Origin of the sequence: Streptomyces sp. SID5464 (assembly GCF_009862985.1) — a bacterium.
In the GTDB taxonomy this organism is placed as follows: Bacteria; Actinomycetota; Actinomycetes; order Streptomycetales; family Streptomycetaceae; genus Streptomyces; species Streptomyces chartreusis_D.
In genome coordinates, this window is record NZ_WWIQ01000022.1 from 555,840 (window position 1) to 567,798 (window position 11,959).

General features: G+C 71.0%; 8 protein-coding genes. 4 read left to right on the forward strand and 4 right to left on the reverse strand.

Translation table 11 applies throughout. The features are described from left to right. The first annotated feature begins 143 nt into the window (after window positions 1-143). The 4 genes from GTY47_RS18095 to GTY47_RS18110 all read left to right on the forward strand — a co-directional run bounded on the left by GTY47_RS18095 (window position 144) and on the right by GTY47_RS18110 (window position 7,350). Window positions 144-1,652, forward strand: a complete 1,509-nt coding sequence (locus GTY47_RS18095; RefSeq protein ID WP_010032847.1) for a cytochrome ubiquinol oxidase subunit I — start codon at window positions 144-146, stop codon at window positions 1,650-1,652. Between the two features lie 20 nt (window positions 1,653-1,672). Continuing rightward, window positions 1,673-2,677 (forward strand): cytochrome d ubiquinol oxidase subunit II, encoded by a 1,005-nt coding sequence (cydB, locus tag GTY47_RS18100; RefSeq protein WP_010032851.1) that lies wholly within the window; start codon window positions 1,673-1,675, stop codon window positions 2,675-2,677. Between the two features lie 12 nt (window positions 2,678-2,689). After that, on the forward strand, window positions 2,690-6,184 hold the full coding sequence (gene cydD, locus GTY47_RS18105) for a thiol reductant ABC exporter subunit CydD (RefSeq protein ID WP_010032853.1): 3,495 nt from the start codon (window positions 2,690-2,692) through the stop codon (window positions 6,182-6,184). Window positions 6,185-6,291: 107 nt separating this feature from the next. Continuing rightward, window positions 6,292-7,350 (forward strand): M23 family metallopeptidase, encoded by a 1,059-nt coding sequence (locus GTY47_RS18110; RefSeq protein WP_010032854.1) that lies wholly within the window; start codon window positions 6,292-6,294, stop codon window positions 7,348-7,350. Window positions 7,351-7,400: 50 nt separating this feature from the next. Here GTY47_RS18110 and GTY47_RS18115 read toward each other — a convergent pair whose 3' ends face one another. From GTY47_RS18115 to GTY47_RS18130, 4 genes are all read right to left on the reverse strand, one after another. After that, window positions 7,401-8,288: a Cof-type HAD-IIB family hydrolase gene (locus GTY47_RS18115; protein WP_010032855.1), complete on the reverse strand. Its 888-nt coding sequence runs from the start codon at window positions 8,286-8,288 to the stop codon at window positions 7,401-7,403. A gap of 76 nt (window positions 8,289-8,364) precedes the next feature. Further along, complete coding sequence (locus GTY47_RS18120; protein ID WP_010032856.1) at window positions 8,365-9,267, reverse strand: LLM class flavin-dependent oxidoreductase; 903 nt, start codon at window positions 9,265-9,267, stop codon at window positions 8,365-8,367. A gap of 83 nt (window positions 9,268-9,350) precedes the next feature. Further along, window positions 9,351-9,899, reverse strand: coding sequence for an RNA 2'-phosphotransferase (locus tag GTY47_RS18125; RefSeq protein WP_010032857.1), 549 nt, complete (start codon window positions 9,897-9,899; stop codon window positions 9,351-9,353). Between the two features lie 137 nt (window positions 9,900-10,036). Next, the gene (locus tag GTY47_RS18130; protein ID WP_010032858.1) at window positions 10,037-11,794 is read right to left on the reverse strand and encodes an SDR family oxidoreductase; all 1,758 of its coding nucleotides are present in this window, start codon (window positions 11,792-11,794) and stop codon (window positions 10,037-10,039) included. Window positions 11,795-11,959: the final 165 nt, after the last annotated feature.

The following is an 11,959-nucleotide window of genomic DNA, read 5'->3' on the forward strand; positions in this document are numbered from 1 at the left end:
GATTCAACAATATGTTGAAGCCCCGGCCAAGGGGTCGACTGTGACGGGGGAGACAGGGGGTCCCCTCTAGGTCCCGAAAGTCCGTGCTGCATAATGGCTTGTGAATGTGAACGCTTTCACAAGCGTATGTAAGGAGCGGCGACGTGGACCTGGCTTTGGCGCCGGAGACCCTGGCGCGATGGCAGTTCGGCATCACCACCGTCTACCACTTTCTGTTCGTCCCCCTGACGATCTCGCTGGCCGCCCTGACGGCCGGGCTGCAGACCGCCTGGGTGCGGACGGAGAAGGAGAAGTACCTCCAGGCGACGAAGTTCTGGGGCAAGCTCTTCCTGATCAACATCGCGATGGGTGTGGTCACCGGCATCGTGCAGGAGTTCCAGTTCGGCATGAACTGGTCCGACTACTCGCGCTTCGTCGGTGACGTCTTCGGTGCGCCGCTCGCCTTCGAGGCCCTGATCGCCTTCTTCTTCGAGTCCACCTTCATCGGCCTGTGGATCTTCGGCTGGGACAAGCTGCCCAAGAAGATCCACCTGGCCTGCATATGGATGGTCTCGATCGGCACGATCCTGTCGGCCTACTTCATCCTCGCGGCCAACTCCTGGATGCAGCACCCGGTCGGCTACCGGATCAACGAGGCGAAGGGGCGGGCCGAGCTCACCGACTTCTGGCTGGTGCTGACCCAGAACACCGCGCTCGCCCAGGTCTTCCACACGCTCACCGCGGCCTTCCTGACCGGTGGCGCCTTCATGGTCGGCATCGCCGCCTTCCACCTGGTCCGCAAGAAGCACGTCCCCGTGATGAAGACCTCGCTGCGGCTGGGCCTCGTCACCGTCGTCGTCGGCGGACTGCTCACCGCGGTCAGCGGTGACGTCCTCGGCAAGATCATGTACCAGCAGCAGCCGATGAAGATGGCCGCGGCCGAGGCGCTGTGGGACGGCGAGAAGCCGGCGCCCTTCTCGGTCTTCGCCATCGGCGACGTCGACAAGGGGCACAACAAGGTCGCCATCGAGATTCCCGGCCTGCTGTCCTTCCTCGCGAAGGACGACTTCACCTCGTACGTGCCCGGCATCAACGACGTCAACAAGGCCGAGCAGGAGAAGTACGGGCCCGGCGACTACCGGCCCAACATCCCCGTCGCCTATTGGGGCTTCCGCTGGATGATCGGCTTCGGCATGACGTCCTTCGCCATCGGTCTGGCCGGACTGTGGCTGACCCGTAAGAAGTTCCTGCTGCCGCAGCATCTGCGGGTGGGTGAGGACGAGGTGCCGCATCTCGTGCTCCTGCCGAAAAAGGCCCTCGGTCCGACCCTCACCAAGTGGTACTGGCGCATCGCGATCCTCACCCTGGGCTTCCCGCTGATCGCCAGCTCCTGGGGCTGGATCTTCACGGAGATGGGCCGCCAGCCGTGGGTCGTCTACGGCGTGCTCCAGACCCGGCACGCGGTCTCCCCCGGTGTCTCCCAGGCCGAGGTCATCACGTCGATGATCGTCTTCACCACGCTGTACGCGATCCTCGCCGTCGTCGAGGTCAAGCTGCTGGTCAAGTACGTCAAGGCGGGCCCGCCGGAGCTCACCGAGGCCGACCTCAACCCGCCCACGAAGATCGGCGGCGACTCCCGTGACGCCGACAAGCCGATGGCCTTCTCGTACTAGGCCGAGGGAGCTGCACAGTCATGGAACTGCACGACGTCTGGTTCGTCCTGATCGCCGTCCTGTGGACCGGCTACTTCTTCCTGGAGGGCTTCGACTTCGGGGTCGGTGTGCTCACGAAGCTGCTCGCCCGCAACCGGCCCGAGAAGCGGGTGCTGATCAACACCATCGGCCCCGTCTGGGACGGCAACGAGGTGTGGCTGCTGTCGGCGGGCGGTGCCACCTTCGCCGCCTTCCCCGAGTGGTACGCCACGCTCTTCTCCGGCTTCTACCTGCCCCTGCTGCTCATCCTGGTCTGTCTCATCGTCCGGGGTGTGGCCTTCGAGTACCGCGCCAAGCGACCCGAGGAGAACTGGCAGCGCAACTGGGAGACGGCGATCTTCTGGACCTCGCTGATCCCGGCGTTCCTGTGGGGTGTGGCCTTCGGCAACATCGTGCGGGGCGTGAAGATCGACCAGGACTTCAACTACGCCGGCGGCGTCCTGGACCTGCTCAACCCGTACGCGCTGCTGGGCGGTCTGGTCACGCTGGCGCTGTTCACCTTCCACGGGACGGTCTTCGTCGGGCTCAAGACGGTCGGGGAGATCCGGGAGCGGGCGCGGAAGCTGGCACTGCGCGTCGGGTTGGTGACCGCCCTGCTGGCTCTCGCCTTCCTGCTGTGGACGCAGTCCGACCGGGGCGACGGGGCATCGCTCGTCGCGGCGGTCGTGGCGGTGGTGTCGCTCGTCGTGGCCATGGTCGCGGCACGGGCGAGGCGTGAGGGCTGGGCGTTCGCCCTGTCGGGGCTCACCATCGTGGCCACGGTGGCGATGCTCTTCCTGACGCTGTTCCCGAACGTCATGCCGTCGACGCTGAACCCGGACTGGAGCCTGACGGTCACCAACGCCTCGTCCAGCCCGTACACGCTGAAGATCATGACCTGGTGCGCGGCGATCGCCACTCCGGTCGTGCTGGTCTACCAGGGCTGGACGTACTGGGTGTTCCGCAAGCGGATCGGTACGCAGCACATCGCCGAAACTGTGCACTGAGGTGTGTTTCACGTGAAACCGATCGATCCGCGTCTGCTCCGGTACGCCCGTGCCACCCGAGTCTTCCTGGTGGCGGTCGTCGCCCTGGGCGCCGTCGGGGCGGGGCTGGTCATCGCGCAGGCGATGCTCATCGCCGAGGTGGTGGTCGGCGCGTTCCAGCACCGTATGGCGGTGTCCGAACTCGGCACTCCCCTGCTGCTGCTGGTCGCCGTCGCGGTCGGCCGGGCGCTGGTCGGCTGGCTCACCGAGCTCGCCGCGCACCGGGCGAGCGCGGCGGTGAAGTCCGAGCTGCGGGGGCGGTTGCTGGAGCGTTCCGCTCAGCTGGGACCGGGTTGGCTGAGCGGGCAGCGGACCGGTTCGCTGGTGGCTCTGGCCACGCGGGGTGTCGACGCCCTCGACGACTACTTCTCGCGGTATCTGCCGCAGTTGGGTCTCGCGGTGGTCGTGCCGGTGGCGGTGCTGGCGCGGATCGTCACCGAGGACTGGGTGTCCGCGGCCATCATCGTGGGCACCTTGCCGCTCATTCCGGTCTTCATGGTGCTGATCGGCTGGGCCACCCAGTCCCGGATGGACCGCCAGTGGCGGCTGCTGTCGCGGCTGTCGGGTCACTTCCTGGACGTCGTCGCGGGGCTGCCGACGCTGAAGGTCTTCGGGCGGGCCAAGGCGCAGGCCGAGTCGATCCGGCGGATCACCGGCGAGTACCGGCATGCGACCATGCGGACGCTGCGGATCGCCTTCATCTCCTCCTTCGCGCTGGAGCTGCTCGCGACGATCTCCGTGGCGCTGGTCGCCGTGACGATCGGCATGCGGCTGGTGCACGGCGAGATGGACCTGTACATCGGCCTGGTCATCCTGATCCTGGCACCCGAGGCGTATCTGCCGTTGCGGCAGGTCGGGGCGCAGTACCACGCGGCGGCGGAGGGGCTCGCCGCGGCCGAGGAGATCTTCGAGGTTCTGGAGACGCCCGTTCCGGCGTCGGGTTCCGGGGCCGTGCCGGCGGGTGCGCTGGCTTTCGAGGGAGTGACCGTCCGCTACCCGGGGCGATCGGCCGAGGCCGTGTCGGACGTGTCCTTCACCGTCGAGCCCGGGGAGACGGTCGCGCTGGTCGGGCCGAGCGGTGCCGGCAAGTCGACGCTGCTGCACGTCCTGCTGGGATTCGTACCACCGGCCGAGGGGCGGGTGCGGGTCGGGGGAGCCGACCTCGCCGACGTGGACCTGGAGCAGTGGCGGTCCCGGATCGCGTGGGTGCCGCAGCGGCCGCATCTGTACGCCGGGACGATCGCCGAGAACGTACGGCTGGCACGGCCCGAGGCCGACGACGATGCCGTACGGCGGGCGCTGCGGGACGCCGGGGCGCTGGAGTTCGTGGAGGCGCTGCCCGAGGGGGCGGACACCGTGCTCGGCGAGGACGGGGCCGGGCTGTCCGCCGGGCAGCGGCAGCGGCTCGCGCTGGCCCGGGCCTTCCTCGCGGACCGGCCCGTGCTGCTGCTCGACGAGCCGACGGCGGCGCTGGACGGGGCCACCGAGGCCGAGGTCGTGGCGGCCGTACGGCGGCTCGCGGCCGGGCGGACGGTGCTGCTGGTGGTGCACCGGCCGGCGCTGCTGGGGGTGGCGGACCGGGTGGTGCGGCTGGCGGAGCCCGAGACCGCCGCGGTGCCTGTCGCGTCCGCCGCTGTCCGGATTCCAGGAACGGTCTCCGTCGAGGCCGAGCTTCCCTCCGCGGTCTCTCCGACGGAGCCCGGCAGCTCGCCCGCTTCGGACGGTGTCCTCGCGCGGGTCCGTGCCATGTCCGGTGCCCGGCGCGGGCGGCTGGGACTCGCCCTGCTGCTCGGGAGCCTCGCGCTCGGGAGTGCCGTGGGGCTCATGGCCACCTCCGGGTGGCTGATCTCGCGGGCCTCGCAGCAGCCGCCCGTGCTGTATCTGATGGTGGCGGTGACGGCGACGCGCGCCTTCGGGATCGGGCGGGCCGTGTTCCGGTACGCCGAGCGGCTGGTCTCGCACGACGCCGTGCTGCGGATGCTGGCGGACACCCGGGTCGCGGTGTTCCGCCGGCTGGAGCGGCTGGCGCCCGCCGGGCTGCGCCGGACTCGCCGGGGTGATCTGCTGTCCCGGCTGGTCGCGGACGTGGACGCGTTGCAGGACTACTGGCTGCGGTGGCTGCTGCCGGCCGGGGCGGCCGTCGTCGTGTCGGCGGCGTCCGTCGGTTTCACGGCGTGGCTGCTGCCCGAGGCCGGGGCCGTGCTCGCGGCCGGACTGCTGGCCGCGGGGGCGGGGGTGCCCCTCGTCACGGGCGCCGTCGCGCGGCGGGCCGAGCACAGGCTGGCGCCCGCCCGCGGCGTGCTCGCGACACGGGTGGCCGATCTGCTCACCGGAACCGCGGAGCTGACCGTCGCCGGTGCCCTGCCCGCGCGGACAACCCAGGCACGCGAGGCAGACGGCGCACTCACCCGGATCGCGTCGCGCGCCGCCACCGCGACGGCACTCGGCGACGGGCTCACCGCGCTGATCTCCGGCCTGACCGTCACTGCCGCCGCCCTGGTCGGCGCACAGGCGGTCGCGGCAGGGCGGCTGGACGGCGTGACCATGGCCGTCGTCGTCCTCACCCCGCTGGCCGCCTTCGAGGCCGTGCTCGGGCTGCCGCTCGCCGTGCAGTACCGGCAGCGGGTGCGCCGGAGCGCCGAGCGGGTGTACGAGGTGCTGGACGCCCCGGAGCCGGTGGCGGAGCCTGCGCAGCCCCGGCAGGCTCCCGCGTCGCCGTTCCCGGTCGCCGTCAAGGGGCTGGCCGCGCGGCACGCGGGGCAGGACCGGGACGCGCTCGCCGGGCTGGACCTGATCCTCGAAGAGGGCCGCCGGGTCGCCGTGGTCGGACCCTCCGGCTCCGGCAAGACGACCCTGGCGCAGGTGCTGCTGCGCTTCCTCGACGCGGACGCGGGTTCGTACACGCTGGCGGGCGTGGACGCGTACGCGTTGCGCGGGGACGACGTACGAAGGCTCGTCGGGCTGTGCGCGCAGGACGCGCACCTCTTCGACAGCTCGCTGCGCGAGAACCTGCTGCTCGCGAAGAAGGACGCCACCGAGGACGACCTGCGTGCCGCGCTCGGGCGGGCCCGCCTGCTGGACTGGGCCGGCGGCCTGCCCGACGGGCTCGACACGCTCGTCGGCGAGCACGGGGCGCGGCTGTCGGGAGGACAGCGGCAGCGGCTGGCGCTGGCCCGGGCGCTCCTCGCCGACTTCCCCGTCCTGGTCCTCGACGAACCCGCCGAACACCTGGACCTGCCGACCGCCGACGCGCTCACCGCCGACCTGCTGGCCGCCACCGAGGGCCGCACGACCCTGCTCATCACACACCGGCTGGCGGGTCTGGAGGCGGTGGACGAGGTCATCGTGCTGGACCAGGGACGTGTCGTGCAGCGCGGGGCGTACGCGGAGCTGGTGGCCGTGGACGGGCCGCTGCGGGAGATGGCGGAGCGGGAGGCGGCGTCGCAGTCGCTGGTGGCCGCACCCTAGTGGGGCCACGCCGGCCGGTGCCGCACTGAGCCGTTCGGGGCAGCCGGTCCCCCGGCCGTACGAGGCGAACAGGGTCAGGGCGGCCGGGCTGCGCGACGATCACTGACATGCGCTCATATCGCCGTCTTCGGCTGCTCGTTCCGGTTCTGCTGTGTGCGCTGGCGGTTCTCGCGGCCCGGCCGACCGCGGCGCACAAGGAACCCGGGAGCGGCACCGGCGGGGACTCGGGACTCAGTGCCGAGGTGGCGCGGCTGTACGAGGAGGCCGCGGCGGCGACGCAGGCGTACGAGGCGGGGCGCCGAGAGGCCGAGGAGCAACGGGCCAGAGCCCAGCGGGCCGAAGAACTCCTGGAGGGTCAGCGGCGGCACATCGCGGCCCTGCACGAGGACCTGGGCAGGATCGCCCGTGCCCAGTACCGCTCCAGCGGTGGGCTGCCGGTGGCCGCGCAGATGTTCCTCGCCGACGGCCCCGACGACCTGATGCGAGGCCAGCACGCCTTCTCGCAGACGAACCTCGCCGTGAACAACGCGATCTCCAAGAGCCGCCGGGCCGAGGCACGGCTCGCCGCCGACGAGGCCAAGGCCGCGGCCCACTGGCAGGCGCTGGAGAAGCGGAACACGCAACTCGCCGGTCTCAAGGCGGACATCGAGCAGAAGCTGGAAACGGCACGCTCGCGGCTCCAGGGCCAGGCGGACGCCTCGGTCGCCGCCGGAGCGTGCCGTGGGGCCGTGCGGCTCGACCAGCCGGAGACGGGGTTCACCAGTGCCTGGGTCGCGCCCGTGGAGACGTACGAGTTGTCCGCGTCGTACGGCAGCGGCGGTGCGCGGTGGTCGAACCGGCACACCGGGCAGGACTTCGCCGTGCCGATCGGCACGCCGGTGCGGGCCGTGGGTGCGGGCCGGGTGGTGAAGGTGTCCTGCGGGGGTGCCTTCGGCATCGAGATCGTGCTCGAGCACGCGGGCGGCTACTACACGCAGTACGCCCATCTCGCGTCCGTCGCGGTCGACCAGGGGGAGCACGTCACCCCCGGCCAGTGGATCGGCCAGTCGGGCACCACGGGCAACTCCACCGGACCGCACCTGCACTTCGAGACCAGGGTCACGCCGGAGATGGGCTCGTCCGTGAATCCGGTGTCATGGCTGACGGCTCGCGGGGTGCTGCTCTGACCCCGGCGAGAGCCGCAGCCGCACAGCCGCCACACCTACAACCGCGACACCTATGGCAGTTCCGTCAGCAACTGCTCGATCACGACCGCCACGCCGTCCTCGTTGTTCGCGACCGTCCGTCCCGAGGCCGCGGCGATCACGTCCGGGTGGGCGTTGCCCATCGCGTAGGACCGGCCCGCCCAGGTCAGCATCTCGACGTCGTTCGGCATGTCACCGAAGGCGACGACCTGCTCGTGCGAGATGCCGCGCTCGGCACAGCACAGGGCGAGCGTGCTGGCCTTGGACACCCCGGGGCCGCTGATCTCGAGCAGGGCACTGGGGCTGGAACGGGTGACGTTGGCGCGGTCGCCGATGGCGAGCCGGGCCAGGGTCAGGAAGGCGTCCGGGTCCATCTCCGGGTGGTACGCCAGGATCTTCAGCACCGGCTCCGCGGCCGCGCGGTGGTCCGGCGACAGCAGTTCCTCCGCCGGGGCGAGGCTGTCGGGGATCTCCATGTGCAGCTTCGGATAGGCCGGTTCCTGGTAGAAGCCGTACGTCTGCTCCACCGCGTACACCGTGCCCGGAGCCGCGTCACGCAGCAGCCGTACGGCGTCCAGCGCGTTCGCCCGCTCCAGCTCCCGGACCTTCACGAACCGGTGGGCACCGGGGCCGCCGTGCAGGTCGACCACGGCGGCGCCGTTGCCGCAGATCGCCAGGCCGTGGCCGTGCACGTGGTCGCTGACGACATCCATCCAGCGGGCCGGGCGGCCGGTGACGAAGAAGACCTCGATGCCCGCCTCCTCGGCGGCTGCCAGGGCGGCCACCGTGCGGGGGGACACCGACTTGTCGTCGCGCAGCAGCGTGCCGTCGAGGTCGGTGGCGATCAGCCGCGGCGGGACGGTCTCGGCCGCGGTCTCGGGCTGTCGGGTCGCTGAGGTCACCCGGCCATTGTCCCGCATATGCCTGCACGGGCGTGCGGGAGTCCGCACAGGTGAGTGGATACCGCCCTCACCAGGAACTTCCCGAGGGCGCCTCTCAGCGCAACTGCGCCGGCGCCTCCATGGCGATCTGCTCGAAGGCCTTCTCGTCCGCCGCGAAGGGCGAGTCGGGGATGGGCCAGTGGACCACGATGTCCGTGAAGCCCAGCTCCATGTGCCGGCCGGCGAAGTCGACGAAGGCGTCCAGGGACTGGAGCGGTCCTCCGCGGTCCGGGGTGAATCCGGTGAGCAGGACCTTGTCGAGGTCGGTCATGTCCCGGCCGATCTCGGCGCAGATGTCGGCGAGTTTCTCCGCCTGCCCGCGAATGGCCTGAACCGACTGTTCAGGAGTGCCGTTCTCGTACAGCTTGGGGTCGCCGGTGGTCACCCACGCCTGCCCGTACCGGGCGGCGAGCCGCATCCCGCGCGGCCCGGTCGCAGCCACCGCGAACGGCAGTCTGGGGCGCTGCACACAGCCGGGGATGTTCCGTGCCTCGTGTGCCGAGTAGAAGTCGCCCTCGTACGACACCGCGTCCTCGCTGAGCAGCCGGTCGAGCAGCGGGACGAACTCGGCGAAGCGGTCGGCGCGCTCCCGCGGGGTCCACGGCTCCTGGCCGAGCGCGGTGGCGTCGAAGCCCGAGCCGCCCGCGCCGATGCCCAGCGTGACCCGCCCGCCGGAGATGTCGTCGAGGGAGATCAGCTCCTTGGCGAGCGTCACCGGGTGCCGGAAGTTCGGCGAGGTCACCAGCGTGCCCAGCCGCAGCTGGTCGGTGATGGTCGCGGCGGCGGTGAGGGTCGGTACGGCACCGAACCAGGGGCCGTCCCGGAAGCTGCGCCACGACAGATGGTCGTAGGTGTACGCGGTGTGGAAGCCGAGCTGCTCGGCACGCGTCCAGGCCGCACGGCCGCCTTCCTGCCAGCGACGGTAGGGGAGGATCACGGTGCTCAGACGCAGACTCATGGCATCGAGCCTAAGGGAGCGCGGCGAGTGGCCCGTGTTTCACGTGAAACACTCACCGTGAGTCGCTCGTCCCGCACAGCGCGTCAGTGAGGCTCGGGAAAGCGCAGATAGCGCGGCGGTACGGCCTGGGTGAGCCACACGCCGTTCGCGCTCACTTGGAAGACATGACCGTCGCGGTGCATCGCGCCCGCGTCCACGGCCAGCACGACCGGCCGGCCACGGCGGGCACCGACGCGGGTCGCCGTCTCGCGGTCGGACGAGAGGTGCACGGCATGCCGGTCCATCGGCCTGAGCCCCTCGGCCCGGATCGCGTCCAGGTTGCGGGCGACGGTGCCGTGGTAGAGGTACGCGGGCGGAGTCGCCGTCGGCAGCCCGAGGTCGACCGCGACGCTGTGGCCCTGGCTGGCACGGATCCGGGTGCCCTCGACGGCGAAACGCCGCTTGTCGTTGGTGGCGACGACGTGGTCCAGCTCGGAACGGGTGAACCGGAAGCCATGGGCGGTGGCTGCGGCGATCAGTGTGTCGATCTCGACCCAGCCACCCTCGTCGAGCGTGAGCCCGATCCGTTCCGGTTGATGCCGCAGATGCTTCGAGAGGTACTTCGACACCTTGACGGTGCGTCTTTCGTCCATCCCATCAGGGTGCGGGAGAGACCTGAATCACGCGATCGAGTTTTACCTTGAAGGTTTGATCCACAGCCAAGTGATGTTATCCACAGGGGAATTGGCCAGTCTGTGGACAACTGGCCCTCCCTCTGGGCGACTTGAGGTCACATCGGCGGCTTCATCCGTGCGATCCCCCGCAGTGCCCCCGGCGCGAACCGCGACAGCCAGCGCGCACCCCGCGCCTCCGGCGTGACCGGGGCCACCGCCTCGTTGCGCACCACCGCCCGCAGGATCGCGGCGGCGACCTTCTCCGGCGGGTAGTTCCGCAGCCCGTACAGGCGGGCGGCGCGCTGCTGGAGCCGCTTCTCCTCCCTGGCGTCGACCCCGGCGAAGTGCGCCGTGGAGGTGATGGCGGTGTTGACGAAGCCGGGGCAGACCGCGGTCACACCGATGCCCTGCCCGGCGAGCTCCGCGCGCAGGCACTCGCTGAGCATCAGCACGGCCGCCTTGGAGGTGCTGTAGGCGGGCAGCGCCCGGGAGGGCTGGTAGGCCGCCGCCGAGGCCACGTTGACGATGTGGCCCCCCTGCCCGCGCTCGGACATCCGCCGGCCGAAGAGCCGGCAGCCGTGGATGACACCCCAGAGGTTGACGTCGAGGACCTTCCTCCAGTCCTCCGGCGTCGTGTCGAAGAAGGAGCCGGACAGTCCGATCCCGGCGTTGTTCACGAGGACGTCCACCACGCCGTACTCGGTGGTGACCTTCTCGGCGAGCTTCTCCATGGCCTGCTCGTCGGAGACGTCGACCGTCTCCGCCCAGGCCGCTGGAGCGCCCGCCCGGCGGGACGACTCGGCGGTGCGGGCCGCCGCCTGAGGGTTCCGGTCGACGGCGACCACGCGCGCGCCGGCCTCGGCGAACGCCAGCGCCGTCGCCCGCCCGATGCCGCTGCCCGCCCCGGTGACCAGCACGAGCTGCCCGCCGAACCGCTGGGCGTGCTTGCCGCCTGCCGGCCCGGGGGACCGGCCGCTCTCCACGGACGTCACGAACTCCTCGATCCACGAAGCCAGCTGATCCGGACGGGTGCGTGGGATCCAGTGCCCCGCCTGAACGGTCCTGCGGGTCAGCTGCGGAACCCACTGATCGAGGTCATCGTGGAGCCGCTCGGACAGGAACCGGTCCTCCAACGGTGTCACGATCTGCACGGGCGCGTGCGCGTACGCGTCCGGGCGTGGCCTGCGCAGTCGGGGACGGACGTTGTCCCGGTACAGCCAGGCCCCGTGGGCCGCGTCCGACGGCAGGGACGAGGTCGGGTAACCACCCCGGGGCACCTTCTCGACGCGCTCCAGGACCCGGGGCCACCGCTTGCCGAGCGGGCCGCGCCAGGCCAGCTCGGGCAGCACGGGCGTGTGCAGCAGGTACACGTACCAGGACCGGGCGCCCTGCCCGAGGAGCTGGCCGATCCGGCGCGGGGTGGGCCGCTTCACACGGCTGTCGATCCAGTGGCCGAAGTGGTCCAGGGAGGGCCCGGACATCGACGTGAAGGAGGCGATGCGGCCCTCGGTGCGCCGGACGGTGGTGAACTCCCAGGCCTGCACCGAGCCCCAGTCGTGCCCGACGAGATGCACCGGCCGATCCGGGCTGACCGCGTCCGCGACGGCCAGGAAGTCGTCCGTCAGCTTCTCCAGCGTGAACCCGCCCCGCAGCGGCCGTGGCGCCGTGGACCGCCCGTGGCCGCGGACGTCGTACGCCACCACGTGGAACTGCCCGGCGAGACGCGCGGCGACCTCGGACCACACCTCCTTGCTGTCGGGGTAGCCGTGCACCAGGACGACCGTCGGACGCCCCGGATCGCCCAGCTCGGCCACACACAGCTCGACTTCGCCGGTCCGCACCCAGCGCTCCCGCGCGCCCGTGAGCAACGTCATCCGGCGAATCTGGCAGTTGTTAGAGAGTTCGTCAATAGAGGCTCCCCGGGCGTGGTAACTCTCGAGAACCAGCTCCCCTAGGGGCACGTAATACTCAGGGCTGACCCGAAGACAGCTCTGGGGGGTGACGACCGTCACGCGCACGGCCCCTACCTTCATAGGGTG